Origin of the sequence: Pseudoduganella sp. R-32, assembly GCF_049913245.1 — a bacterium.
Taxonomy (GTDB): domain Bacteria; phylum Pseudomonadota; class Gammaproteobacteria; order Burkholderiales; family Burkholderiaceae_D; genus Rugamonas.
Map to the genome: position 1 here is coordinate 2,986,115 of NZ_CP183987.1, position 24,565 is coordinate 3,010,679.

Sequence of the window (24,565 nt, forward strand, 5' to 3'; positions counted from 1 at the left end):
TATTTGCCTGACGATTATTTCATGATTTCAAGCAGGCTGCTGTAATCGTCCGTCCATGGCCGCACATCCGGGGCGGGCGGCAGTTCGTGCAGGCCGGCGTATTGCAACAGCTTGTCGCGCTGGCCTATCAGCACCCAGGTGGCGGCGGTCGTGCCGCGCACGGGATCGGATTTGTTCTGTGACAGGAAGGCCGTGCGGTGGAAGGTCTCCGCGGCACGCCTCACAACGGGCGCCATGTCCAGGTAGCGGTTAGAGATATGAATGGCCAGCACTCCGTCCCGCTTCAGGTGGCGGAAGTAGATATTGAAGGCTTCCGTGGTCAACAGGTGTACCGGTACCGAGTCGCCCGAAAAAGCATCTACTGCCAGCACATCGAACTGCTGCGGCGCTTCGGCGTCCAGTACCAGGCGCGCATCGCCGAGGGCGATGTCTTTCCTGGCGGGGCAGTCGCGCAGGAAGCTGAAATAGCTTTCGGCGAAGTCGAGCACCAACGGATTGATTTCGTAGAAGCGGTACACATCGCCAGGCCGGCAATAGGCGGCCATGGTGCCGGCTCCAAGGCCGATCACGCCCACGTGTTGGGCGGCGCCATTGCGGCTGGCTGCGATGGCAATGCCGGCGCCGCTGTTGTTGCCGTAATAGCTTGTTGGCCAGCGCCGTTTCTGCGCTTCGAGAAACTGGCGTCCATGCACGATGGTGCCGTGGGTGAGCTGGCGGACCTGGCTTGGACCGGGTTCCGTATCCTTGATCTTGACCGTCCCATAGAAATTGCGGGCCTTGATGGTCGGTATCGCCGGCCAGATCGCGTTGGCGCCCCACAAGACGCCGACCAGGGTGGTGAAAAACACTGCCGCCTTGACGCGCGCGCCGCGCTTCATCGGCTCAGCGGGGCGGTGGTGGCATGCGGCTCCGACGATGCAAACGGCGGCAATGCAGGAAAGGGTCAGTTCGTAGTCGTCGTTGAACATGCGCGGCGCGAGCAGGCCGGTGAAGATGCCGCCGATTGCACCGCCTGTTGCGATCACCAGGTAGTAGCCGGTTAGCTGCGCGGGTTGCGGCTTGAGGCGCGCCAGCTCGCCGTGGCATGCCATGCAGAAGGTGAAAATGCTGGTGCTGAAGAGCAGGGTAGGCCACACAATCCCGCGTGGCATCAGGCTGGGGAACGTGGTGCAGGCAATCAGCAGCGGTGTCAGTAGTGCCATCAAGGGCAGGAACAGCCAGCGCCTGTACCAGCGCGCGCTTTCAAAGCAGAGGATGAACGTCAGGAGATAGATCACCAGCGGCAGTACCCAAAGCATCGGCACCGGAGCGATATTGGCAGTCAGGTGGCTGGTGGCTGCCATCAGGACCACCGTAGGCACGGCGGCCAGGCCACACCACAACAGGCTGTCGCGCAAGGTCGGCTTGCCCGCTATCCCATCTTCGCGCAGGGTATGGGGCATTGCGCTGCGGCCGCGCCCACTCAAGGCGAGGGCGGCGCAAAACAGGGCAAACAAGCCAAAGCCCGCCGACCAGAAAATGGACATTTCCTTGACTGTAAAGCGTGGCTCGAACAGCAACGGGTAGCTCAGCAAGCCAAGCAGCGAAGCGAAGTTCGATAGTGCAAACAGCCGGTAAGGCACGCTGCCCGGGCGTTCCTGGGCGAACCAGTGCTGGACCAATGGTCCCGTGGTCGAAAGCACGAAATATGGCAGGCCGATTGTTGCTGCCAGCAGGCCAAGCAGCAGGAAAGCCGGGTCGCTGCCGGTCGACGGCTTCCAGCTATCGCTCGGCATGATGGGAAGCGTGAGCGCTGCGGCCAGCAGCAAGCCTGCATGCAACCAGGCTTGCCGGCGCGGCGGCAGGTAGCGGCTGGTGAGGTGCGAGTAAAGGTAGCCCAGCAGCAGCGTGAACTGGAAGAACAGCATGCAAATCGTCCACGCAGCCGCGGATCCTCCGAACCATGGCAGGACCATTTTGCCGATAATGGGCTGCACCTGGAACAGCAGGAAAGCGCTGAGGACAATCGTTCCGGCGTAGAGAATGGGCATGCAAAATATTAACGCATGACGAGCCCCGCGGCGATGGTGAGCATGACCGCACCTGTCAGTCCTTCAATGCACTTCCAGGCCAGCGGGCGGCCGAACACGCCGGCCAGGCGCGTGGCGCCCCAGCCCAGTGCCGTGAACCACAGCAGGGAAGCTGTCATGGCGCCGGCCGAAAAGCCCACGCGCTGGCCGTCCGGGTAGCTGCCGCCGACGGACCCCAGCAGCACGACCGTATCGAGATAGACGTGCGGGTTCAGCAGCGAAAGCGCGACGACGCTGGCCAGCGCCTGCCGGGCGCCCGGTGCCGGCGCACTGACGTCGACAGCCAGCGATTTCGGCGTCAACATCGAACGCCAGCTGCGCAGGCCATACCACAGCAGGAAGGCTGCGCCGCCCCAGCGCGCGGCCGCCAGCAAGAATGGAGAATCCTGGATCATTGCCCCGGCGCCAGCGACACCCAGCGCGATCAGTATCACGTCAATCACGATGCAAGCTGCCACCGTCAACGCCACGTGCTGGCGCTTGATGCCCATGCGCAGCACGTGGGCATTCTGGGCGCCAATTGCCATGATCAGGCTCGCTCCGAGCCCCAAACCGTTCACATAACTCTGCATTTTTAACTCCTGTTGTGGAGCCGGAATTTTGCCGCCGCTAGCCACGCAAATGAAGCTGAATTAAGATGTTTCAGTGTTCATTAATTTTGCTAAAGGAGTGGTGCAATGATTCCGGACGCGCGACAGGGCGAAGCTTTGCTGGCTGTGATCGATTCCGGCAGCTTCGAGCAAGCTGCCGCGGCCCTGCATTTGACGCCGTCGGCGGTGTCGCAGCGGGTCAGCGGGCTGGAGTCGGTAGTTGGCGCTCCACTGCTGATCCGCAGCCGCCCGATCCGCCTGACCAGCGCCGGGCAGCGCCTGGTGCAATACCTGCGCCGCAGCCGTTTGATGGAGCAGGAATTCCTGGCCGAATTAAAAGCCGATGAGGCCATGCCGCCGCGCATTCCGGTTGCGGTGAATAATGACACGCTCGGCACCTGGTTCCTGCCGGAATTGAGCGCTTTCCTGAATCGCGAAAACATCCTGCTGGAGATAATCCTGGACGATCAGGATCACACTTATTCGCTTTTTGAAAAGGGCTTGGTGCTGGCAGGGGTTTCCAGCGAGCCCCAACCAATGCGTGGTTGCCGCTCGCAGCACCTGGGTTTCATGCGTTATCGATTATTGGCGCAACCGGAATTCGTGAAGCGCTGGTTTCCGGAGGGGTTTACCCGAGAAGCAGCGCGTAAAGCGCCGGTCATGTTTTTCGATCGTAAAGATTCGCTGCAGGCGATATTCATCGAGCGTGAACTAGGGCTGCCGCTTGGGGCATACCCGGTCCATTACGTTCCTTCCAGCGACCCTTTCGTTGAATCCATCCGGCTGGGAATGGGCTATGGCATGCTGCCGCGCCAGCAATATAAAGATCTTCTGGAATCGGGAGAGCTGGTGGATTTGGTTCCAGGCAAAAGTCTCGACATCCAGCTGTATTGGCATTCATGGCGCATTCAGTCGCCGAAGCTGGAGATGCTCACTGAACAGGTGCTTGCCGCCGCTGGGCGGGCACTGGATCGTTAGACTCGAAGTTGGTGCGAACGCGCCAATTACTGGCGCGCGGCGGGCGTAAAAAAGCCCGCACTCGGCGGGCTATCGATTAATACGTGTAGAACATGCGCTGCAGTTCTTTGGTATTGCTGGTTTTGGTCATCCCCAGCATCAGCAGGATGCGGGCCTTTTGCGGGCTCAGGGTATCGGAGACCACGAAGTCCAGTTCGTCGTCATTTGCTTCGCCATTACGAGCCAGGATGCCATTGCCAACGCGGCTGGCGCGAACAATAACAGTGCCGTTCTTGCGCGCTGCAATCAGTTCCGGTTTTACTTTGGCGGCCAGGCTGCCATCGCCAACGCCTGCGTGGACAATGCCTTTGGCCCCTGCGGCGATAAAGGCGTTCAGCGCAACCGCATTCATATTCGCATAGCCGTACACGATATCGACTTGCGGCAGGACGCTCAGGTTCGAAATATCAAATTCGGTGTCGACGGTATTTTTGCGAGTCGAGGTGCGATAGAAGAATGCCTTTGGACCTTGCACATAACCGAGCATGCCCAATTCCGGGGTCTTGAAAGAGTCCGGGGTGGAGGTATTGGTTTTCGTTACTTCGCGCGCGGCATGGATTTGATCGCCCAGGGCCACCATGACGCCTTTGCCAATTGCATCCTGGCTACCGGCAATCAATACCGCGTTGTACAGATTGATCGGGCCGTCTGCCGACAGCGCGGTACCCGGGCGCATGGCGCCAACCAGCACAACCGGCTTGCGCGACTTGACCACCAGGTTCAGGAAGTAGGCGGTCTCTTCCATGGTATCGGTGCCGTGGGTGATGACGATGCCATCCACGTTCGGTTGCGCCAGCAGCGTGTTGACGCGCTTGCCCAGGGTGAGCCAGTGATCGTTGGTCATGCTTTCGGAAGCAATCTGGAACACTTGTTCGCCGGTCACGTTTGCAATCTTGGACAGTTCCGGTACCGCGTTTATCAATTGTTGGACGCCGACAGTCGCGGCAGTGTAGCCGACCGTTGTGGTGGAAGTGGCGCCCGAGCCGGCAATGGTGCCGCCGGTGGCAAGAATCGTGACGTTCGGCAGCTTCTCCGCGTGAACGCTGAAGGCAAGCAAGAAGGCAAACAGGGCAAAAATGAACTGCTTGGCTGTGTTACGTTGCATAAGTTCTCCTGTACTTAGTTTTAAGAATGTTGCGCATGTTACTAGATTTGGTGCAGTATGGCTGTAATTCCTAAGCAAGGACAATGCCAGTGGAAACAGACGAACTCAGTCTCGCTGTCGTTATGCAGCGCAAACCATTGAAGAGCACTTGGCAGCCATTCCAGTGGCTGCCCGCTGAGGTGGTGTTGTCTCCCTTGCCCGGTGGTGCTGCGCGCTGCCTGCGCGACGATCCTTCCGAGACGCTGTGGCTTTATCCGGGCATGTCGATGCGCCTGTATTCCGACGAGGCGGAAGGCTACTTCCTTAACCTGGATTCCGGCTCGCCGTGCTGGTTCATCATGTGGCGGCTGGAAGGCGAGGTCGGCGTGCCCCAGTGCGTGACCTTGTCGTATAACGAGGCTGCGCGCCTGATGGATGGGGGCGAGCAGGTCGATACGCTGCCTTTGCCGCCTTCGGTGGTGGAACGGCTTGGCGCGTTCGTGGCGGAGTATTACCGGCCGGAGCCGAAAGGAAAGCGGCGCAGGCCGTCGTTCGAAGGCGGCGCCGCCGTTCAGCAAATGGCGCGCGAGGAGGGGGAGGGACGCCGTGGCCGCTGAAACCTTCTTCGCACGCTGGTCGCGCGTCAAGACCGAAGCCCAGGAGCAAACGGTGCGCGAAGCGGACGCCATCGTGCCAGGCGCCGAGGAGCAGCCCGCCGAGGCGCCCGCCGCACCGGTACCGGCTCCAACGCTTGAGCAGGTGGAGAGCCTGACCCCGGAGTCCGACTTCACGCCATTTATCGCGCGCGGCGTCGACGAAACGGTGCGCCGGGCAGCGCTGAAAAAACTCTTCGCCGACCCTCGTTTCAATGTGATGGACGGCCTGGACACCTACGTTGGCGACTACAACAAGTTCGAACCACTGACGCCCTTGATGGTGGCAGCCCTCAACCACGCCAAGAACCTGATTGCGCGCGAATTCGCGGCGGAAGAAGACGATGAGCCAAAAGACGAGGATCTGTAACTGCAACAACACCATTCCGCTGGACGGTGCTGCCATCGGCAGTGCTTTGGGCGAAGCGCCACTGCCGATGGCCAGCCAGCTTTGCCGCCGCGAAGTCAACGACTACTTGCAAACGCTGGAGGGCGGCGAGCGCATCGTCATCGGCTGCACGCAGGAGGAGCCGCTGTTCCGCGAGCTGGCCGAAATGAAGTCCAGCGTGGCGCCGCTGCGTTTCGTAAACCTGCGCGAGACCGGCGGCTGGAGCGACGAGGCGCGCCACACCACGCCCAAGATGGCGGCCTTGCTGGCTGCTGCCCGCCTGCCGGACCCCGAACCGGTGCCCGAGGTCGAATACCAGTCCGAAGGCCGCGTCCTGCTGCTTGGTCCGGCGCGCCGTGTGCTGGCATGGGCGCGCAAGCTGGAGCGCCAGCTTCAGGTGAGCGTACTGCTCACCGATGGCGACGATGCGGCAATCGCAGGCCACTCCTGGCCCACCTTCAGTGGCAGCGCGCCCCGCGTGCAAGGCTGGCTTGGCGCATTCAAGGCCAGCTGGCAACAATCCAACCCGATCGACCTGGAGTTGTGCACGCGCTGCAATGCCTGCGTCAAAGCGTGCCCGGAAGGCGCCATCAGCATGGCATACCAGGTTGACCTGGACGCTTGCCGTTCGCATCGCGAGTGCGTCGCAGCGTGCGGTGCGGTTGCCGCTATCGACTTCGATCGCGCCGACAGGGATCGCGGCGGTGAGTTCGACCTGGTGTTCGATTTGGGAGATGCGCCGCTGCTGCGCATGCACCAGCTGCCGCAGGGTTATTTCGCACCCGGTGCCGACGAAGCGGCAACGGCCCTGGCAGCTATGCAGATGCTGGAGCTGGTCGGCACGTTCAGCAAGCCGCGTTTCTTCCAGTATAAGGAGAATATTTGTGCGCATAGCCGCAGCAGGCAACCGGGATGCAATGCCTGTATCGATATCTGCTCGGCGGAGGCGATATCGAGCGCAGGCGATCATATCAAGGTGTCGCCGCAGTTATGTGCGGGCTGCGGGGCTTGCACGACCGTGTGCCCTTCCGGCGCCCTGACGTACGCCTGGCCGCGCGCTCCTGACTTTGGCGAACAGATTCGGGCGATGCTGGCTACTTATGCGCGCGCCGGCGGCGCGCGGCCCGTGCTGCTCGTGCATGGCGACGAGGAGGGCGGTGCGCTCGTACATGAACTGGGGCAGCTTGCGGCTGCTGGCGCTGCGCGCGGCGTGCCGGCGCGCGTGCTGCCTTTGCCTGTCCATCACGTGGCTTCGGTCGGGATGGATTTGTGGCTTGCCGGGGTTGCGTATGGCGCGGTTGGGGTGGCCGTGTTGGCCACTGGCTGCGAGGCGCCGCAATACCTGGATGCGATCGCGGAACAAATGACGTTTGCTCAGGCGATCCTCGATGGCCTGGGCTACAGCGACATCCAGCTCCACCTGCTGCGCGCACGCGACGCCGCTGAACTTGACTGCGAACTGCAACGTTTCGCCGCCAGCGCTGGCGGCGTGGCGGGGCGGGGGGCGATGCTGCCGGCAGCCACTTTCCACGTTGCGGCGTCCAAGCGCGAGACGTTGGAATTCTCGATCACGCACCTGGCAAGGCATGCGCCAACTCCGCAAGACTGCATAGCCCTCCCACGAGGCGCACCGTTCGGGGCGATCGACATCGACACAGGCAAATGCACGCTCTGCATGGCTTGTGTTGGCGCCTGCCCGGAGTCTGCGCTATCCGATAATCCAACATTGCCGCAATTGCGTTTCACCGAGTCGAACTGCGTGCAATGCGGCTTGTGTGTGCGGACCTGCCCGGAGCGGGCGTTAAGCCTGCAGCCGCGCCTCGCGCTGGGCGCAGCAGCGAAGCAGGCGCGCGTTATCAACGAGGCTCAACCCTACCACTGCATCAAGTGTCAAAAGCCGTTCGGTACCTTGCAAATGGTGGAGAATATGGTCAGTAAGCTCGCGGGCCACGGAGCCTTCAGCGGCAATCTCGACCGCCTGCGCATGTGCCCCGACTGCCGCGTTATCGACATGATGCAGCCGGAGAAAGAAGTTTCCATCTTTGAGGTGAAACGCCAATGACCGAAGACGAAGAATATGCGCGTTCCGAACTGTACGGTGTGTTGTCCATGCTGTTCTACGGCCCGCCATCCCAGGCGGTGCTGGACTTGATCGAAGGCGCAGCCATCGAAGGCGACGGCGTGCTGGCCGACGCCTGGCGCGGCCTGCAAACGGCCAGCAGCAAGACCGATGCCGAGCGCGCGCGCGAAGAGTATGAAACGTTGTTCATCGGCGTCGGCAAGCCCGAGATCATGCTGTACGGGTCCTACTACCTGTCCGGTTTCCTGATGGAGAAGCCATTGGCCGCGCTGCGTGAAGACCTGGCGCGCCTGGGCCTGGAGCGCTCCGAGCACCTGTCCGAAAGCGAGGATCATTTCGCTGCCCTATGCGATGCAATGCGCCTGCTGCATGGCAGCATTGCAACACAGAAGGAATTTTTTAGCGCTCACATCCGGCCGTGGGCGCACCAGCTTTTTGACGCTATCGATGCGCATCCCGGGGCGGCTTACTATCGTGCAGTCGCAGGGCTGGCACGCAGCTTCGTCGAGGTGGAAAGCCAGGCGTTCGATATGGACTAGGCATTAGTGCATTGTTAAAACATTTGTGCTAGTGTTAAAAGAGAAACTGTTGTTGGTTATGGGAGACCATGATGTCAACGCAATCCAAGCCTGGAAGACGATCCTTTTTCGCTGGCATGGGGGCCGTGGCCGCCGCCGGCATCGCGGCAAAAATTGCCAGCAGTCCGCCTGACACGACGCCGCCTGCGGAACCGGAACCACCGCCGGGTTCCGGCTACCGCCTCACAGAACATATCCAGAAGTACTACCGCACCACCAAGATCTGAGTGGAGGGCAACATGACGCTCCTTACACGTAAAGGGCCTGCCGGCCCTCGCGCGTCTGGCCGTTTCGCATCCAGCCTGGAAGGCAGCCTGGCGCGGGCCTTGCCAACGATGGACCGGCGCGCGTTCCTGAAACGCTCCGGCATCGGCGTCGGCGTCGGGCTGGCGGCATCGCAGCTTTCGCTGATGCGCAAGGCGCAGGCAAAAGATCCTGCCGCTGGTGATAGCGGTAGCAAGCAGGTTGTGCGGCGCACGGTCTGCAGCCACTGCTCGGTGGGCTGCGCGGTCGATGCGGTGGTGGAGAACGGCATCTGGATTCGGCAGGAGCCAGTGTTCGACTCGCCGATCAACCTGGGTGCGCATTGCGCCAAGGGCGCCGCGTTGCGCGAACATGGCCACGGCGAGTACCGCCTGAAATATCCGATGAAGCTGGTCAACGGCAAATACCAGCGCATCAGCTGGGACCAGGCCTTGCAGGAAATCTCAGCCAAGCTTCTGGACATGAAAAAGAAGGATGGCCCGGATTCCGTATTCTTCGTCGGCTCGTCGAAACACAATAACGAGCAGTCAGCTTTGCTGCGCAAATTCGTCTCCTTCTTCGGCACCAATAACTGTGACCACCAGGCGCGCATCTGCCACTCGACTACCGTGGCAGGCGTCGCGAATACCTGGGGCTACGGCGCCATGACCAACAGCTACAACGACATGCAGAACGCCAGGGCGGCCATGTATATCGGCTCCAACGCGGCGGAAGCGCACCCGGTGTCGATGCTGCACATGCTGCACTCGAAGGAAAACGGCTGCAAGATGATCGTGGTCGACCCGCGCTACACGCGCACGGCGGCCAAGTCGGACCAGTACATCCGCATCCGTTCCGGCTCCGACATTCCCTTCCTGTACGGGATGCTGTGGCATATTTTCAAGAACGGCTGGGAAGACAAGGAATACATTGCCGCCCGCGTCTACGGCATGGACAAGGTGCGCGAAGAAGTCACCAAGTGGACGCCGGACAAGGTGGAGGAAGCCTGCGGCGTACCGGAAGCACAGGTATTGCAGGCAGCGGAGACGATGGCAAAAAATCGTCCTTCCACCGTGGTCTGGTGCATGGGCCAGACCCAGCACTCGATTGGCAACGCGATCGTGCGCGCTTCCTGCATCCTTCAGCTCGCGCTGGGGAATGTCGGCAAGAGCGGCGGCGGGACCAATATCTTCCGTGGCCACGATAACGTGCAAGGCGCGACAGACGTGGGCCCGAATCCCGATTCGCTGCCCGCGTACTACGGCCTCGCAGCAGGCGCATGGAAGCATTGGTGCGCCGTCTGGGGCGTGGATTACGAATGGGTCAAGAGCCAATTCGCCTCGCAGGCCATGATGGAAAAATCCGGCACGACCGTATCGCGCTGGGTCGACGCGGTGCTCGAGAAAAACGAGCTGATCGACCAGGACAGCAATGTAAAGGCGGTCTTCTTCTGGGGCCACGCGCCGAACTCGCAAACGCGCGGGCTGGAAATGAAGAAGGCGATGGACAAGCTGGAAATGCTGGTGGTGATCGATCCGTATCCGTCCGCCACGGCTGCCATGGCCGCGATGAAAGTGGAAGGGCAGGAGGTCAACCCGAACCGCGCCGTCTACCTGCTGCCGGCGGCCACGCAGTTTGAAACCTCCGGCTCCGTCACTGCATCCAACCGTTCGGTGCAGTGGCGCGAAAAGGTGATCGAACCGCTGTTCGAATCGCGCACCGACCACATGATCATGTACCAGCTGGCCGAAAAGCTCGGCTTCGGCAAGCAATTGGTGGCGAAGCTGAAGCTTGTGCCGGGCAAGGGCAATCTGATGGAACCCGAGCCGGAATCGATGCTGAGGGAAATCAATCGCGGCAGCTGGACCATAGGCTACACCGGCCAGTCGCCGGAACGCCTGAAGGCACACATGCGCAATATGCACATGTTCGACGTGAAGACCTTGCGCTGCAAAGGCGGCAAGGATGCGGAGACAGGCTACGACCTGACGGGCGACTATTTCGGCCTGCCATGGCCGTGCTACGGCACGCCGGAACTCAAGCATCCTGGTTCGGCCAACCTGTATGACAACAGCCAGCATGTGATGGATGGCGGCGGCAACTTCCGCGCCAATTTCGGCGTGGAGCGCGACGGCGTCAACCTGCTGGCGGAGGATGGCTCGTTCTCCAAGGGAGCCGACATTACGACCGGCTATCCCGAATTCGACCACGTGCTGATGAAAAAACTGGGCTGGTGGGACGAGCTGACCGATGCCGAAAAGCTGGCGGCGGAGGGGAAAAACTGGAAGACCGACCTGTCCGGCGGCATCCAGCGCGTATGCCTGAAGGTACATGGCGTGCACCCCTTCGGCAATGCCAAGGCGCGTGCCGTGGTGTGGAACTTCCCCGATCCGGTGCCCTTGCATCGCGAACCGCTGTTCGGCACCCGGCCGGACCTGGTCGCCAAATATCCGACACACGACGACAAGAAAGCCTTCTGGCGCATGCCGACGCTGTACAAGACCGTGCAGCAGAAGGCTGTCGACGATGGCCTGGCGAAGAGATTCCCGATCATCCTGACCTCCGGACGGCTGGTGGAATACGAGGGCGGTGGCGAAGAAACGCGTTCCAATCCCTGGCTGGCCGAACTGCAGCAGGAGAACTTCGTCGAAATCAATCCGAATGCTGCGTCGGACCGCGGCATTCGCAATGGCGACTACGTGATCGTGTCGACGCCGACTGGTGCGCGCATCAAGGTGCGGGCGCTGGTGACGCAGCGCGTGGGCGTGGATACGGCCTTCATTCCCTTCCATTTCTCGGGCTGGTGGCAGGGCAAGGACATGCTGGAATACTACCCGGAAGGCGCAGCGCCGATCGTGCGCGGGGAGGCGGTCAACACGGCCACGACTTACGGCTACGACTCGGTCACCATGATGCAGGAGACCAAGACGACGATCTGCAATATCGAACGCTTCGCGGGCTGAGGAGATTGCCATGGCACGGATGAAATTCATTTGCGACACGGAGCGCTGCATCGAATGCAACGCCTGTGCGACGGCGTGCAAGAACGAGCACGAGGTGCCCTGGGGCGTAAACCGGCGCCGGGTAGTGACCATCAACGACGGCATCATCGGGCAGGAAAAGTCGGTATCGGTGGCGTGCATGCATTGCTCGGACGCGCCTTGCATGGCGGTGTGCCCGGTCGATTGCTTCTACCGTACCGAGGAAGGCGTGGTCCTGCATAACAAGGATGCCTGCATCGGCTGCGGCTACTGCTCCTATGCCTGCCCGTTCGGGGCGCCGCAGTTCCCCTCCAACGGGACCTTCGGCCTGCGCGGCAAGATGGACAAGTGCACCTTCTGCGCGGGCGGCCCGGAGGAGAACGGCTCGCAAGCGGAATTCGAGAAGTACGGCCGCAACAGGCTGGCCGAGGGTAAGCTGCCGGCCTGCGCGGAGATGTGTTCGACCAAGGCGCTGCTGGGTGGCGATGGCGATGTGGTGGCGGACATCTTCCGTACCCGCGTTGTCACGCGCGGCAAGGGCAGCGAGGTCTGGGGCTGGGGCACGGCTTACGGCAAACCGGAGGCGAAACCATGAAGCTCTATCTGGTAGCGCTGCTGGCGCTGGCGGCCTGCGGCGAGGTCTCGCAGTCGAAGCAGGGCAGTGCGGTGAACCGCGGCGACGAGCCTGGATACAAAGGCGCCCGCACTGCGCAGGTGGCCAAGGGCTGGACCCCGGGCGACAAGGCTTCCTGGGACAAGCAGGTGCGCGAACGCGGGCAGCTGCAGAATGAGTATGTGAAGACCAACCGTTAGGGAGGTTCGCCATGAAACGATGGTTGGCAATGCTGGCCGTGGCACTCGCCGCCGGCACGTCCCTTGCGGCGGATGCCCCCGCGAATCGCCAGCAGGGCGCCGCCGCAAATGCGGCCAGCGCCCCCAACGCGGCGCCGCGCGTCGAATCGCTGGACATCCTCAAGCAGAACCAGGCCGAACGCACGCGCGACCAGCCTGGCAACAACGCGCCGGTGTGGCGCAAGGTAGTGGCCGGCGAAGCGCATTACAGCAGCCTGCCTTATCCCGAATCCGGCGTACTGATCCAACCCAAGGCCCAGCTCCCCGGCCAGCCCGTGGCAACGACGGCCGGCGAGGCCTGGCGCCGCTTCCGCAATGGGCCGATGATCAGCATTGGCGGCTGGCTGATTTTGGGTGTGCTCGCCGCGATCGCCGTGATGTACTTCGCCAAAGGCCCGATCAAGGTGCATGCGCCGCCAACCGGCCGCAAGATCCAGCGCTTTACGCCAACCGAGCGCTTCGTGCACTGGACCACCGCCATCACCTTCGTCGTGCTGGCTGTCTCCGGCCTGTGCATGATGTTCGGGAAATTCGTGCTGATGCCCATCATCGGCCACAGCCTGTTCGGCTACCTGACCTACGCCCTGAAAACCATCCACAACTTCGTCGGCCCGCTATTCACGGTCGCGATCATCGTCACCTTCATCCTGTTCGTGAAGGACAATTTCCCTATCGTGGCGGACCTCAAATGGCTGGCCCGGCTGGGCGGCATGTTCGGACAAGGGCATGCTCCCGCCGGACGCTTCAACGCCGGCGAAAAGCTCTGGTTCTGGGGCGGCGTCACCTTGCTCGGCCTGGCTGCCAGCGGCTCCGGCTTCGTGCTCGACAAACTAGTGCCCAACCTCGAATACACGCGCTTCATGATGCAGGGCGCAAACCTGCTGCACATCACAGCCACGGTGCTGATGATGGGCTTGGCGCTCGGCCATATTTACCTGGGCACCGTCGGGATGGAAGGGGCATACAAAGCCATGCGCGAGGGCTATGTGGACGATGCGTGGGCGCGCGAACACCACGACATCTGGTACCAGGAAGTAGTGGACGGCAAGGTGCCGCGCGTACGCGCCCCCGAACACGACGGCGAAGCGGTGCCGCCGCCTGCCCCCAAGACCATCTGAGGAGGAACCAGCCATGAACAAGCCCATATACGCACTGGTCCTGCTGGCCGCCTGCACTGCCGTGCAAGCCAAGCTCGCCGCGCCCACTGAAGAGCAGAAGGCCGCCGCTGCTGCGGCCAAGGACAAGCAAGCCTGGACCGACAAGGTAGCCGCCTTCAAGCTTTGCCAGGCGCAGGATCGCGTTGCTGCCTATTATTTCAAAACCAAAGGCAGCGGCGGCAAGCCAACGGCAGCGTTGCCCGCATGCGTCGATCCCGGGCCATATGTGGCACAGGTGGCGGCCACCAGGGAAGTTGGCGTCGCCGATTCGAAACCGGTGCCAGAAGCCGGGAAGAAGAAGCAATGAAAAACCCGCCGCAGCGGGTTTCCACGGGGGGAGTGGTTGCGGCTTAGCCCAGCTTGTCGTTGGACTTGCGACGGGAAGCCAGGCCCAGCAGGCCAACGCCTACCAGCAGCATCGCATAGGTAGCAGGTTCCGGAATTGGAGCTGCCAGGCCCAGGTTACCGGCATAGGAACCGCCCAGACCTGCGATGGCGGTGCTGCCAGTGACCGTGAAGCCATAATTGCCCGACATCAGGGCATCGATCGGGAAGAACTCGATACCGGACGAAGTGTCGAAGGTCGTTGCCAGGGCGGTTTGGCTGCTGTCGGCTTCCACTTTGAAGAACTGGATACCCGTGATGCCATAGTTTGCCAGGCGGGAACCATCGATCCAGGTCTTGCCGACCACCACGTTACCGCTGGCATACGTGGCGTTGGTGTCGACTGAGAACAGATAGGTGTCGATATAGTCCCCGGCTGTTGCGTGCAGTGCGCCAAAGATGGCATTGCCCGCAGCATCAAAGGTCAACGTTGTCTGTGCCATGGCGCCCGAGCTGGCAAACAGCCCGGCCGATAGCATCAGTGTTCCGGCTACCTTGCTAAGAAACGCTTTCTTCATGTTAATACCCCTTGAGATAGTGTTGTTGTGAAGGTGAAGCGGTTTGTCAGCGCGCAAGAGATTGCCTGGTTATATCGTCAGTGGCCTGCTGAAAACATAACCTTTCCTGCTTGCCAACGACGATCAATATAGCCCACCCCCTCCGCCAATTAGTTCATTAGTGAAGTGTGTATGTTTTCAAGCGCACAGAGCTCGACGACGTTCGCGGGGCACGGGAAAAGCGCCGTAAAACGTCAAGGGAAAAATTTTTGCGTGCTCGAGGCCGCATGACTTGCAAACCACATTTCGTAGGCCGATTCCGACAGCAACAAGAGCCGAACTGACGGGGGAATTGTGAGCAAACGCACCGTATGCTAGCGGGGCGGGAAATAAGATGGAAGCGTGATCGAAGCGCCCAGCGCTCATCTACCAGACATCCTGGCCGGTTCCTTCCATAGCAAGGCACCCCGGCCCACAAACAGAATACGGAGGCCTATCATGACCCAGACCAACCACCCATCCAAGTACGTGGTAAGGGAGTACCTCGAACGCCGTTCTCAAGCCGTCAAGCCACCTCCATCGCCAGAGGAGATTCGCCGCCAGCTGGGCTGGGGCTTGATGCTGTTCGAGCCGAAGATGGAAACAGGGCGCTAGACCCCCGTACTGCCATATGACCCGCCGACTGGCGGGTTTTTTTTTCGCCGTTCGCTGAAATTTTCGCCATTCACCGAGCCGCCGCCGCCGTTCGCCGAAAAGCCGTTTCGCCGCCATTCGCTCCCCGGTATCGTTCATCCATCCAATCAACGGGGAGCAAGAAATGAGCAAAGAAATGCAATCGCGCAGCCAGCTGCTTTGGGGCCTGATCGTGATCGCCGTCGGCGTGCTGTTCCTGACCGATATCGACATTCCGCCAATTGGCCAGCTGTGGCGTTACTGGCCTTTCCTGGCCATGGCTTTCGGCGCCGTCAAACTGATCCCGCCGACCACGCCGAAGCATGTGGTGGATGGCCTGTGCCATATCGCCTTCGCCGGCTGGTTCTACATGTCGTTCGAGCATATCTGGGGCCTGACTTTCCACAACAGCTGGCCCATCCTGGTCATCATTGCAGGAATCTGCCTGCTGGTGCAGCCAGTTGTGATTAAATACAGCGCCAATAAAGAGGAGAACCAATAATGCGCAACCGCAGCCATCGCGAACGTAATACCGCATCCCAGATGCTGATCGGCGCCGCCGTCATCCTGGCCGGCTTCCTGTTCCTGATCGATAACTTGGGCTGGATCGACCTCGACATGCGGGTGCACTTCTGGCCCTTCATCCTGATGGTGGTCGGCGCCTCGACCCTGGCGCAAGCGCCGCGGCGCGGCAGCGGGGCAGCAGTGGCAGGGATCTTCATGATCGGCTTCGGCGCGCTGTCGCTGCTGAAAGGCCTCGGCCTGATCTACATCAGCTGGAAGGTCATCTTCCCGATCGGAATTATCGGCCTGGGCCTGATGATGGTGTTCCGTGCCAGCAAGCGCCGCAGGCAGCCGGACAGTGAAAGCTCTGTCGCCAGCGGCTTTGCCGACGATACGTCGCTGTTCGGCGTGTCGGAAGGCGAAACCAGTGAGCGCGTACTGGAATTGACGGCCGTTCTCGGCGGGTTCCAGCGCAAGGTGACCACCCAGGACTTCCGTGGCGGCGACCTGACCAGCATCATGGGCGGCATCGACCTCGATATGCGCACTGCGTCGCTGAACGGCGTTGCCGTACTCAATGTGTTCGCCTTGATGGGGGGCATCTCGATCAAGGTGCCGGCCGACTGGACGGTGGAGCTGGAAGGCACGCCGATCCTGGGCGGCTTTGAGGAAAAGACCATGGAGCCGAAGGACAACAGCAAGCGCCTGGTCATCCGCGGCACCGTGATCATGGGCGGCCTGGAAATCCGCAACTGATGCCGCGCGTGTTGACCAGTCGCAGCGGCGTGCTGCTGTACCTGACGGTATGGCTGCTGCTGGGGATCGGACTAGGCGGGGCTGTGGCCCAACTGGGCGACGAACCATGGCTGCGCGCCATGTTGTTTGCGGTGCCGGTGACCCTGCTGTTTTCGGTTGGCGCCGGGTTTTCGGCCTACTACATGTGCAAGGCCAATCCGTTGCGCGAGCGCAGCCCGTCGGTGATCCTGGTGTCGATGCTGACCGCAGCCGTCTGGGCCGGCTTCCTGTGGGTGTTCCTGATGCGCCTCTGGAACGTTGGGGCGGAATCGTTCGGCGCCGAAGGCATTGCGATCCGGCCCCAGTTGACGGCCTTGCTGTTTTCGCTCGGTGTCCTGATGTACGGCCTGCTGGCGAGCCTGAATTACCTGGTCAGCGAGTTTGTCCGGGCCCGCCAGGCTGAGCAGCGCGAACTGGAATCAAAGCTGCTGGCGCGCGATGCGGAATTGCGCATGCTGCGCACCCAGATCGACCCGCACTTCCTGTTCAACAGCCTGAACTCGATCAGCGCGTTGACCTCGATCGACGCCAAGCGGGCCCGCGACATGACGCAGCGACTGTCGGACTTCTTCCGCCAGAGCCTGGGGATTGAGGCGCAGGGCAAGATCACGCTGGAAGAGGAGGTGCGCCTGATCGGCCACTTCCTGGCGATCGAAAAAGTGCGCTTCGGCGCGCGTCTTGGCGTGCAGCAGGAAGTGGATGAAGCTGCGCTGCCATGCCTGCTGCCGCCGATGATCCTGCAGCCGCTGGTGGAAAACGCGGTCAAGCACGGCATCGGCGGCATGCCGGAAGGCGGCACAGTGCGCATCGACGCCCGCCGCGAAGGCTCGCTGTTGAAGGTTGAAGTCGAAAACGATACTGACCCGGACACGCCGCCCCGCAAGGGCAATGGCATTGGCCTGGTCAACGTGCGGGAGCGGTTGGCGGCGGCCTATGGCCACCAGGCCAGCCTGCACTGCAGGCACGAAAACAATAAATACCGGGTAGCCCTGACGCTGCCCGCCGAGACGAAGGAGTCCTGAACCATGCGCGTCATCATTGTCGATGATGAAGAATTAGCCCGCGGCGTCATGCGGGAATACCTGCGGGCCCACGCTGACGTGGAAGTGGTCGCCGAATGCGGCAACGGCTTCGAAGCCGTCAAGGCGATTGCCGAACTGGAGCCGGATGTCGTGTTCCTCGATATCCAGATGCCAAAGCTCGATGGCTTTGAAGTGGTGGAACTAGCGGGCAGCAAACCGCACTATGTGTTCGCCACGGCCTATGACCAGTACGCGCTGAAGGCGTTTGAGGTCCATGCGATCGATTACCTGCTCAAGCCCTATCCGCAGGAAAGGCTGGACCAGGCCGTGGCGCATGTGCGCACTCGCCTCGGTAGCGAGCGTCCGCCAGTGGCGCAGATGGCGACCGAGGCGGCGACCCGCAACGGCCCGCTGGAACGTGTGCTGATTCGTGACGGCTCTCGCGTGCACGTGATTGCCGCCGAGCGCATCGACACCATCGAAGCGCAGGACGATTACGTCGAGATCCTGGCCGAGGGCAAGCCATACCTGAAGAACCAGCGGCTGTCCGAGCTCGAGGAACAACTCGACCAGACCCGTTTCGTGCGGCTACATCGTTCGTGGATCGTCAATGTCGAGCGCATCGAGCGCATCGAGCAGGCCACCAAGGATAGCCATTGCGCCGTGCTGAAAGACGGGCGAAAGATTCCTGTGAGCCGCACCGGTTACCAGAAGGTGAAAGGGCTATAGCGAAGAATGTGCTTTTGCGCAAGCCTGTACAGGAAGTTGGCGAACGACTCGGCGGCAAAGAAAATGTTGCCTTAGTAAGGCTGGATTTCTACCCAAAGTATAGCTCTTCCGTAATATGGTGGATGGACATTACTATCACGACTGGCGCATAAAGTGCCCCTTGATTGTTCTGCCTCAGGATATTGCCTGCATCTTTTCCCCTCAGTTGCGCCGAAAGAGGAAGTTCCAAAGCTTACTCAAAAGCTGCGGGATCTGTACTGTCAAAATACCATGCGAGGAAACTGTTGAAAGACTCCCATCGTGCTGGAATTTCTCCGCTCATAACGTCAATGCTAAGAACTTTTCCGGCAGTTGATATCGATCCTGCGAATAGTCGGTTTGATCGGGGATTGCGGGAATTGCAGAGTCGTCTATGTCCAACAACTCGGCAATAGGACGCGGACTGATGAATGCACCTTGATATTCCAAGTAGAATTCTCCGAATTCGGAATTTGGATCGACGCCTAACTGGCTGAGCGTACGAAGTGCTCCTTGCTTGTTCTGCCTCAGAACATCACCCCCATCTTTTGCCAAATAGTCTTTTACTTTCTGGAATCATAAAGAACGTTTCCTCTCCGTTACGCTAAACAGAGGGCGATCCAAGGCGGAAATAGGTGATGCTTCAACTATTTGAAAATACTACCAAATCGCCTGATGGGTACCTGCCATTCCAACCGCAGGGGAAACCATCGTTTAGATAAACCTCCAATATCTCAGACCAGATTTTTGGGAAAAAGTCATTTGCATAACAGTTCAGCAAAATTTTGACGTCCCGGTGCATCAATTCATTAATTAAGCAAACTCCAGAATCGGTTAACTTTACATCCGCGCCGTTGAAATTTTTCTTTGATAGATCGAAATAATTGTTTTTCCTTAAATTGTGAACAATCCAACTCTTCCACTCGAAATATTCGGAAAATTCCTCGGAGCCATCGGTAACAGATTCCCAATCATCGAAACGGTCCCCAGAATCGTCCGAAATAAAATCGATCGCAACTGCCGGATCCTTCACAATAAGTTTTCCAACGCTGGGCCCGGAATAAGCAGCTTGATAAAAATTATCGCGAGATAAAAAATCAAATAGCGGCTTTGCAATTATCGTAAGTTCATTCCAGCCAATGTTCATTTGGACCTCACATGGTTTCGAATACTATTTACCCAATCCATCATTACTCCAGGTACTCCATTTGGATGCTGATTCCCGTACATTGTTTGGCCACCGCTCTCCAACTGGGACCGTAAAGCTGATTGGATAACTCGCAATTTTTCACAATTGGTTACTCCACTCTTCTTAAAGCGGGCCGCAACTGCCATAGCTTTCTCGGCGGCCTCACTATAGCCGGAATGATAACCTTTGTGGGTGGTCTTTCCGAATCCCCTTCCCGGCGGCACCGTGATCGAGGAATCTGTGGGCAGCGCAATTAAGTTGGATTCACTATGAACGTCAAAATTCGGACATAGTTTCTTCACCGCTGCAACGGAGGATTTGCTCTTCGGAATAATGTGGTGGACTTGGAACCCGTTAGGAAGCGGTCCATGCACTGCTTCCCAATTCGTCTGCCATTCCGATTTTAAACCGAGAGGATCGGTCCAACTCACCGGATTTAATCCATAAGCATAGGGATTAAGCCCGCCCGCCAATCGAATTGGATCTTGGCTAATGAAGCGCCCGATGGCTGGATCGTAATAGCGATGTCTTGTGTAAAACAGTCCGGTCTCAGAGTCCTCATATTGGCCTTGGAAGCGCAGCGGTTGAATTGCAGCGCCCCTTGATTGCCGGAATATGCTCCCAAACGCACGATGGCGCGCCGCCCATACAATTTCTCCAAGCTCATTACGCAGCTCAAGCGGCATTCCGACATGGTCGCATTGGTAGTACAGTATGTGATCCTTTAACGCGTGTTCTTCAGCGAGCGCAAGCCGCTGCGTCCACTGTGTTCTGTGGTGCTGGTCGAAGACCGCTTGCCGTTGGGAGTGCCAAGACTCGACATGGGCACCTGCGTCGTGCGTGAGGGATAATTGCTCCCAGAAATTCCCCTGCCACAAAATCATTTCGTTCGCTGGACACGTTTCGATTCCGCCGCTGGATTCGATTTGGGCGATGGGTAAAAAGGTGTCTGGTTCGTAAAGATAGGTGATCGTATTGTCCGCAGAGATTTCTTGTGCCAATGTGTCGCCATCCCATACGAAGAGCGTTAATTTGCCCTTATGTTCGAGCCCGACGGAAGGCGAGGCGTGTCCAACTGGCCACTGCTGCTCTTGGATCCGTTTGGCTATGCGTCGTCCAAAGGCGTCGTAGCTGTAGCGCGCGACCTGCCGCGAGTTTGCAAACGTGCGCGTAGCGGTGGTCAGACGATTTGCCGAGTCATATTCGAACTCGAGGTTGCCCTCGTCATTTGCAACTTTAGCTAAGCGGGCGCGTTTGGCGATGGTGTTACCCTGCACATCATAGTCATAGGCATAACCCATGTACTGGCACAGCAGGTTATGCGTGACTTTTGCCAGGCGCGGTGCGTTTGTGCTGGGGGCGGGTTGATCGTCCAGATCACGCAGAATCTGTCGGGTGCTGATGGACTTTGCCGCAGCTTCGGGATCGAGAAGGTTGCCAGCCGGGTCGAAGGCGAATATTTCTGTCAAGTCGGGCTGGACTGCGGACAGCAATTGGCCCAGCGGATCGTAGGTGTAGCGAATGTTGCCACCGAACGTGTCATTGATTTGTACGAGGTTGCTTGCTGCATCATATTCGTAGCGGCGTTCGCGCAGGCGCTGCGCTCCTTTGTCGAGAGTGAAGGAATTCAGTCGCGACTGCGGATCGTAACTGCGGCGTTCGGTGAGGCGTTCCTTACCTCCACCTAGCTGGCGCTGCGTCTCGCGGTGCAAATGATCCCGCTCCAGATCGACCAGTGATTTGCCTTGCCACAGGGTGCCGTGCCAGTGGCCGCTGCCATACCTTAGGGTGTCAACCCGTCGGCCGTTGGGCAGGACGGTCTGGATATGGTTGCCTAGTTCGTCATAGGCATGGGTCATTGTGAATGCAGCGACGTATTCTTGGGGTTCGCCAGGCAGACGTACCGGACCTGGCGAGTAGGCCATGCGCTCTTCTACGAGCTGGCCTGCTGCGTCGTAGCCGAACCGATGTTCGGCTTGAGATGTGGCCGTAGCGGTCAGGCGGCCAAGTGCGTCGTAAGCGTAACGTACGGCGCCGTCTGGGCTGCTTTTTGCGAGCAATCGGCCTAGTGCGTCGCGAGCGAAATCGGTGGCGATGCCTGCGCAGTTTGTGGCCACGAGATTGCCCGCGGCGCTGTATGTAAAGGTGGTGACCTTGCCGTCGAAACCACTTTCGCTGGCGAGTCGGCTCTCAACGTCATAGCTGAACATGTACGAGTCGCCATTGCCGTTGATAAGCTCAACGAGCCTCAGCGCCTTGTCGTACTTGTAGCGCAGAACCTGTTCTTTCGCATCGATCTTCTGGACCAGCGCGCCGTGTCCGTCGAAGTGGTAGCGCGTGCGCTGTCCTTTTGCATCGGTATGAGTAACCAGGTTGCCGTCTGCATCGTAAGCGAAGCTTTCAGTTGTGCCGTCGGGGTAGATGATCGACGTCATCTGACCGACTTGGTTGTATTGGTAACGGGTGGTGTTGCCAATGGCGTCGATGTATTCGCTCAGGCGTCCATTCGAGTCGTAGTTGTAGCGAGTAGTGAAGTTCGAACAGTCGGTGTATGAAGCAAGGCGGCCAGCAGCGTCGTACGACAGGCGCTTGTTGCCGCCGCGTGCATCTGTCACGATGGACAGGCGGCCTTTCGCGTCATAGTCATAGGCGGTGCGGCGGCCCAAGGCATCGGTGCGGTCGGCAATTCGGCCTGCGCCGTCATAAGCGGTGCGCGTGGTGTAGCCCAGCGCGTCCGTTACGGCGATCGGCTGGTTGTGCGCATCGTATTCGATTCTGGTTACATTCTGCTGCGCGTCAGTGATCGAAATGAGGTTGCCTGCGCTGTCGTAGCTATAGCGGCTGTCGTTGCCGTCGGCATCGATGTCGGCCAACAGCATGCCGTCGCGGTCCCATTCGCGCCTTCCCAGTGAGCGGGGGCTGCCGTCCGGGCCGATGCGGTGCACGCTGGTGGCCAGCCATTGTGAGTTGAACTGGTATTCCAGCACACCGCCATCGGGCTCGGTGACGCGGGTGGTGTCGGCGTCGATGTACGCGATCTGGACTTCATCGCGGCCGTCGGCCGTCGTGGTGCGGACGGCGCGGGCCTGGTAGCTGTTGCCAACTGTGATAGCGCAACGCTCGGACAGTTGCGCGTCGTCGAGGGCATTGTCGGCCCAGCGCTCGCGCAGGAAGGCGAGGCTGACCCATTCCAGGCCATGGGCGAAGCCGGAGTAGGTGGTGTAATGCACCAGCAAATGATGTTTGTACGTATAGCTGCGCGACTGGTCGGCGATATTGCTTTGCTCAACCAGGTTGCAGCGTAGCGGCAGCGCTTCGAAGGAGCCCGCTGGCGCAGTTGCCGTGACCAGGTCGGGCAGGTCGGCTTCGTAGCGGTAGCGCACGTGGCATAGACGGGTGCCATCCGGCAGCACTTGTTCGATGCTGCCGATGCGCGGCGCGGCGAACTGTGGCTCGGGGCCTGATTCAACCGGCAGGTAAGTGTCCCGCAGTGCTTCGATCGTCAGGCCGTCGTCGGTGCGCACGCGGAGAAGGACTTCGCCCGGCCGGGCCGCATGATTGCGCTCGATGGTGATGCCGCTGCCATCGCGTTCGGCGCGGCGAGCGAGGTAGTAGCGTTGCGTGCGAATGGGTGAGCGGGGCGCGAGCATGGCGTTGACGCCATCGTAGCCGTGCGGCAGCCATCCGTCAGGACCTGCGCTGAAGGTATCGGTGGCGCCGTCGCGCCAGGTCAGGGTGACTTGCTGGTCGCTGTCGCGCCGCAGGGTGAAGCCTTCGCCGCGGTGGTCGTGTTCCTGGCCGATGTCCAGCGTTGGCAGCCTTATTGCTCGGCCGCTGGCCTCGTGGTAGACGATGCCTTTCGCGCAAATGGAGATGCTGCTGGTGTAGGGCGTGCCCCAGCGTGCGCCCAGCAGGCCCCAATCTTCGGTCTCCGAGCTGGAACGGTAAGTGCGGGTCCAGGCCAGTGGCTTCGGTCCTTCCAGGACGAAGTCCGTTTGCGGCAGGATTTCCTCCCCGGTGCCGAAGTGTACGGGGTGGCTGCTCTTGACGGATTTGCCGCCAGGCGCGCCATCCTTGGGACAGCAGTCGGACGGCTTGTCGGACTTGGGTTCCTTGACCTGCTTGGTCTTGCCGCCGTCGTGACCGTCCTTGCCGTCGCCGCCGGTTGCCTTGGGCTGGGGTTTGGGCTGCGCCGGTGGTGTCGAGCCAGGCTTGGCTTTCTTCGTCGGCATGAGCTTCTTCAGGAAACTGCCGACCTTGGCGACCTTCTTGAATACCAGGTTTTCTGCCGCGCTGTAGGCCATGCCGGTTGCGGCGGTCACGATATCCGGCGTTTTGCCGGTGAGGATATAGTCGGCCGCCTGGTCCAGTACCGTGGCCGAGGTGTCGGCAGCATAGCCAGTCGCTGTCATTGCGCCGGCGGTTACGCCGCCGGCTGCCGCCGTCGTTTCCATCGCCGCGGCGACGGGCAGCCCGACGCCGGTGGCGCCGACTGCAAGTCCGCCTATACCCACGGCGGCACTGCCCATGGCGATGTCGCCGCCTTTGTCCATCGCGTCCTTGCCGAACTGGTGCAGGCTGTCCGATACGTTGTCCTTGTAGCCTTGGGCCGCGTCGTGCAGTGTTTCGCTTGCCGCTCTTCCAAGGTTTTGCAAGCGCGTGCGCGCCGCTTGCACACCGCGTTCGTAGATCCGGCCGATGGTGTTGCGGTTGTTCATCCAGACAATGCGCGACTCCTGGATGGTCTGCGTGCCGTTGGCGCCTTTGGTGGAGCTGTAGTCTTTCGATTCAACCGTTTTGAGGTAGGTGCCGCTTTTGACGCCACCCAGCGTACCGCGTTCGTCGCCTTTGACGCTGGGGATCACGCTTTTGTTATGCAGGAAGACCGGGGCGCTTTGCGTCTTCACCGAGCGGGATACGTCCTTGGCGTCCTTGAACTCCCCGGTAATCGTGTATGGGATGGGTACGACGGAATTGCCTACCGGAGTTTTGCAGATATCCGGAGTGAGGCTGACGCAGTAAAAGCGTTTGGACTTGGTGACGGTTTCGTGAGCCATGGAATC

22 protein-coding genes are annotated in these 24,565 nt (G+C 60.2%); 16 read left to right on the top strand and 6 right to left on the bottom strand.

Annotated features, from left to right (window positions below):
* Nucleotides 1–14: 14 nt before the first annotated feature.
* Together ACN9MU_RS13770 and ACN9MU_RS13775 are read right to left on the bottom strand one after the other, a co-directional pair.
* A complete protein-coding gene (locus tag ACN9MU_RS13770) occupies nt 15–2,030 on the bottom strand; it encodes a spermidine synthase (protein WP_426344740.1) in 2,016 nt (671 codons plus the stop codon).
* Nucleotides 2,031–2,038: 8 nt separating this feature from the next.
* A complete protein-coding gene (locus ACN9MU_RS13775; RefSeq protein WP_426344741.1) occupies nt 2,039–2,641 on the bottom strand; it encodes a LysE/ArgO family amino acid transporter in 603 nt (200 codons plus the stop codon).
* A gap of 105 nt (nt 2,642–2,746) precedes the next feature.
* On the opposite strand from ACN9MU_RS13775, the gene ACN9MU_RS13780 reads away from it, so the two are divergent.
* The gene (locus ACN9MU_RS13780; protein ID WP_426344742.1) at nt 2,747–3,637 is read left to right on the top strand and encodes a LysR family transcriptional regulator ArgP; all 891 of its coding nucleotides are present in this window, start codon (nt 2,747–2,749) and stop codon (nt 3,635–3,637) included.
* 76 nt (nt 3,638–3,713) lie between these two features.
* On the opposite strand, the gene ACN9MU_RS13785 is transcribed toward ACN9MU_RS13780, so the two are convergent.
* Nucleotides 3,714–4,781: a type II asparaginase gene (locus ACN9MU_RS13785; RefSeq protein ID WP_426344743.1), complete on the bottom strand. Its 1,068-nt coding sequence runs from the start codon at nt 4,779–4,781 to the stop codon at nt 3,714–3,716.
* A 122-nt stretch (nt 4,782–4,903) separates the two neighbouring features.
* On the opposite strand from ACN9MU_RS13785, the gene ACN9MU_RS13790 reads away from it, so the two are divergent.
* The 10 genes from ACN9MU_RS13790 (at nt 4,904) to ACN9MU_RS13835 (ending at nt 13,999) form a co-directional block, all read left to right on the top strand.
* On the top strand, nt 4,904–5,377 hold the full coding sequence (locus ACN9MU_RS13790) for a DUF3305 domain-containing protein (RefSeq protein ID WP_426344886.1): 474 nt from the start codon (nt 4,904–4,906) through the stop codon (nt 5,375–5,377).
* Nucleotides 5,367–5,783, top strand: a complete 417-nt coding sequence (locus tag ACN9MU_RS13795) for a DUF3306 domain-containing protein (RefSeq protein ID WP_426323004.1) — start codon at nt 5,367–5,369, stop codon at nt 5,781–5,783. The genes ACN9MU_RS13790 and ACN9MU_RS13795 overlap by 11 nt, the downstream gene beginning before the upstream one ends.
* Nucleotides 5,758–7,863 carry a 4Fe-4S binding protein gene (locus ACN9MU_RS13800; RefSeq protein ID WP_426344744.1) on the top strand — a complete coding sequence of 702 codons (2,106 nt, stop codon included), beginning with the start codon at nt 5,758–5,760 and terminating at the stop codon, nt 7,861–7,863. Before ACN9MU_RS13795 ends, ACN9MU_RS13800 begins: the two co-directional genes overlap by 26 nt.
* On the top strand, nt 7,860–8,420 hold the full coding sequence (locus tag ACN9MU_RS13805; protein ID WP_426171380.1) for a TorD/DmsD family molecular chaperone: 561 nt from the start codon (nt 7,860–7,862) through the stop codon (nt 8,418–8,420). The genes ACN9MU_RS13800 and ACN9MU_RS13805 overlap by 4 nt, the downstream gene beginning before the upstream one ends.
* Nucleotides 8,421–8,488: 68 nt before the next feature.
* On the top strand, nt 8,489–8,686 hold the full coding sequence (locus ACN9MU_RS13810; RefSeq protein WP_426171382.1) for a hypothetical protein: 198 nt from the start codon (nt 8,489–8,491) through the stop codon (nt 8,684–8,686).
* 12 nt (nt 8,687–8,698) lie between these two features.
* Nucleotides 8,699–11,665 carry a formate dehydrogenase subunit alpha gene (locus ACN9MU_RS13815; RefSeq protein WP_426171384.1) on the top strand — a complete coding sequence of 989 codons (2,967 nt, stop codon included), beginning with the start codon at nt 8,699–8,701 and terminating at the stop codon, nt 11,663–11,665.
* Nucleotides 11,666–11,675: 10 nt separating this feature from the next.
* Nucleotides 11,676–12,278, top strand: coding sequence for a formate dehydrogenase FDH3 subunit beta (gene fdh3B, locus ACN9MU_RS13820; protein WP_426171386.1), 603 nt, complete (start codon nt 11,676–11,678; stop codon nt 12,276–12,278).
* Entirely contained in the window at nt 12,275–12,496 is a 222-nt protein-coding gene (locus ACN9MU_RS13825; RefSeq protein WP_426323009.1) for a hypothetical protein, read from the top strand. The genes fdh3B and ACN9MU_RS13825 overlap by 4 nt, the downstream gene beginning before the upstream one ends.
* A gap of 11 nt (nt 12,497–12,507) precedes the next feature.
* Nucleotides 12,508–13,653 carry a formate dehydrogenase subunit gamma gene (locus ACN9MU_RS13830; protein ID WP_426323011.1) on the top strand — a complete coding sequence of 382 codons (1,146 nt, stop codon included), beginning with the start codon at nt 12,508–12,510 and terminating at the stop codon, nt 13,651–13,653.
* A 13-nt stretch (nt 13,654–13,666) separates the two neighbouring features.
* A complete protein-coding gene (locus tag ACN9MU_RS13835; protein WP_426323013.1) occupies nt 13,667–13,999 on the top strand; it encodes a hypothetical protein in 333 nt (110 codons plus the stop codon).
* Between the two features lie 43 nt (nt 14,000–14,042).
* Here ACN9MU_RS13835 and ACN9MU_RS13840 read toward each other — a convergent pair whose 3' ends face one another.
* Nucleotides 14,043–14,594 (bottom strand): FxDxF family PEP-CTERM protein, encoded by a 552-nt coding sequence (locus tag ACN9MU_RS13840; RefSeq protein WP_426171391.1) that lies wholly within the window; start codon nt 14,592–14,594, stop codon nt 14,043–14,045.
* Between the two features lie 477 nt (nt 14,595–15,071).
* On the opposite strand from ACN9MU_RS13840, the gene ACN9MU_RS13845 reads away from it, so the two are divergent.
* The 5 genes from ACN9MU_RS13845 to ACN9MU_RS13865 all read left to right on the top strand — a co-directional run bounded on the left by ACN9MU_RS13845 (nt 15,072) and on the right by ACN9MU_RS13865 (nt 18,295).
* Complete coding sequence (locus ACN9MU_RS13845) at nt 15,072–15,227, top strand: hypothetical protein (protein WP_426171393.1); 156 nt, start codon at nt 15,072–15,074, stop codon at nt 15,225–15,227.
* A 163-nt stretch (nt 15,228–15,390) separates the two neighbouring features.
* Complete coding sequence (locus ACN9MU_RS13850) at nt 15,391–15,747, top strand: LiaF transmembrane domain-containing protein (RefSeq protein WP_426171395.1); 357 nt, start codon at nt 15,391–15,393, stop codon at nt 15,745–15,747.
* Nucleotides 15,747–16,505 carry a LiaF transmembrane domain-containing protein gene (locus ACN9MU_RS13855; RefSeq protein WP_426171397.1) on the top strand — a complete coding sequence of 253 codons (759 nt, stop codon included), beginning with the start codon at nt 15,747–15,749 and terminating at the stop codon, nt 16,503–16,505. Before ACN9MU_RS13850 ends, ACN9MU_RS13855 begins: the two co-directional genes overlap by 1 nt.
* Nucleotides 16,505–17,566 carry a sensor histidine kinase gene (locus ACN9MU_RS13860; protein WP_426171399.1) on the top strand — a complete coding sequence of 354 codons (1,062 nt, stop codon included), beginning with the start codon at nt 16,505–16,507 and terminating at the stop codon, nt 17,564–17,566. The genes ACN9MU_RS13855 and ACN9MU_RS13860 overlap by 1 nt, the downstream gene beginning before the upstream one ends.
* A 3-nt stretch (nt 17,567–17,569) precedes the next feature.
* Nucleotides 17,570–18,295, top strand: coding sequence for a LytR/AlgR family response regulator transcription factor (locus tag ACN9MU_RS13865; RefSeq protein ID WP_426171400.1), 726 nt, complete (start codon nt 17,570–17,572; stop codon nt 18,293–18,295).
* Nucleotides 18,296–18,956: 661 nt separating this feature from the next.
* On the opposite strand, the gene ACN9MU_RS13870 is transcribed toward ACN9MU_RS13865, so the two are convergent.
* Together ACN9MU_RS13870 and ACN9MU_RS13875 are read right to left on the bottom strand one after the other, a co-directional pair.
* Nucleotides 18,957–19,460 carry a hypothetical protein gene (locus ACN9MU_RS13870; protein WP_426323017.1) on the bottom strand — a complete coding sequence of 168 codons (504 nt, stop codon included), beginning with the start codon at nt 19,458–19,460 and terminating at the stop codon, nt 18,957–18,959.
* The gene (locus tag ACN9MU_RS13875; RefSeq protein WP_426344745.1) at nt 19,457–24,559 is read right to left on the bottom strand and encodes an RHS repeat-associated core domain-containing protein; all 5,103 of its coding nucleotides are present in this window, start codon (nt 24,557–24,559) and stop codon (nt 19,457–19,459) included. Before ACN9MU_RS13875 ends, ACN9MU_RS13870 begins: the two co-directional genes overlap by 4 nt.
* Nucleotides 24,560–24,565: the final 6 nt, after the last annotated feature.

Excerpts from the sequence above, each read along its gene's own strand:
- ACN9MU_RS13790 (WP_426344886.1), top strand. The coding sequence starts at position 4,904 with ATGCAGCGCAAACCATTGAAGAGCACTTGGCAGCCATTCCAGTGGCTG.
- ACN9MU_RS13815 (WP_426171384.1), top strand. The coding sequence starts at position 8,699 with ATGACGCTCCTTACACGTAAAGGGCCTGCCGGCCCTCGCGCGTCTGGC.
- ACN9MU_RS13835 (WP_426323013.1), top strand. The coding sequence starts at position 13,667 with ATGAACAAGCCCATATACGCACTGGTCCTGCTGGCCGCCTGCACTGCC.
- ACN9MU_RS13855 (WP_426171397.1), top strand. The coding sequence starts at position 15,747 with ATGCGCAACCGCAGCCATCGCGAACGTAATACCGCATCCCAGATGCTG.
- ACN9MU_RS13870 (WP_426323017.1), bottom strand. The coding sequence starts at position 19,460 with ATGAACATTGGCTGGAATGAACTTACGATAATTGCAAAGCCGCTATTT.
- ACN9MU_RS13825 (WP_426323009.1), top strand. The coding sequence starts at position 12,275 with ATGAAGCTCTATCTGGTAGCGCTGCTGGCGCTGGCGGCCTGCGGCGAG.
- ACN9MU_RS13830 (WP_426323011.1), top strand. The coding sequence starts at position 12,508 with ATGAAACGATGGTTGGCAATGCTGGCCGTGGCACTCGCCGCCGGCACG.
- ACN9MU_RS13875 (WP_426344745.1), bottom strand. The coding sequence starts at position 24,559 with ATGGCTCACGAAACCGTCACCAAGTCCAAACGCTTTTACTGCGTCAGC.
- ACN9MU_RS13845 (WP_426171393.1), top strand. The coding sequence starts at position 15,072 with ATGACCCAGACCAACCACCCATCCAAGTACGTGGTAAGGGAGTACCTC.
- ACN9MU_RS13865 (WP_426171400.1), top strand. The coding sequence starts at position 17,570 with ATGCGCGTCATCATTGTCGATGATGAAGAATTAGCCCGCGGCGTCATG.
- fdh3B (WP_426171386.1), top strand. The coding sequence starts at position 11,676 with ATGGCACGGATGAAATTCATTTGCGACACGGAGCGCTGCATCGAATGC.
- ACN9MU_RS13785 (WP_426344743.1), bottom strand. The coding sequence starts at position 4,781 with ATGCAACGTAACACAGCCAAGCAGTTCATTTTTGCCCTGTTTGCCTTC.
- ACN9MU_RS13850 (WP_426171395.1), top strand. The coding sequence starts at position 15,391 with ATGAGCAAAGAAATGCAATCGCGCAGCCAGCTGCTTTGGGGCCTGATC.
- ACN9MU_RS13780 (WP_426344742.1), top strand. The coding sequence starts at position 2,747 with ATGATTCCGGACGCGCGACAGGGCGAAGCTTTGCTGGCTGTGATCGAT.
- ACN9MU_RS13775 (WP_426344741.1), bottom strand. The coding sequence starts at position 2,641 with ATGCAGAGTTATGTGAACGGTTTGGGGCTCGGAGCGAGCCTGATCATG.
- ACN9MU_RS13810 (WP_426171382.1), top strand. The coding sequence starts at position 8,489 with ATGATGTCAACGCAATCCAAGCCTGGAAGACGATCCTTTTTCGCTGGC.
- ACN9MU_RS13770 (WP_426344740.1), bottom strand. The coding sequence starts at position 2,030 with ATGCCCATTCTCTACGCCGGAACGATTGTCCTCAGCGCTTTCCTGCTG.
- ACN9MU_RS13800 (WP_426344744.1), top strand. The coding sequence starts at position 5,758 with ATGAGCCAAAAGACGAGGATCTGTAACTGCAACAACACCATTCCGCTG.
- ACN9MU_RS13860 (WP_426171399.1), top strand. The coding sequence starts at position 16,505 with ATGCCGCGCGTGTTGACCAGTCGCAGCGGCGTGCTGCTGTACCTGACG.
- ACN9MU_RS13805 (WP_426171380.1), top strand. The coding sequence starts at position 7,860 with ATGACCGAAGACGAAGAATATGCGCGTTCCGAACTGTACGGTGTGTTG.
- ACN9MU_RS13840 (WP_426171391.1), bottom strand. The coding sequence starts at position 14,594 with ATGAAGAAAGCGTTTCTTAGCAAGGTAGCCGGAACACTGATGCTATCG.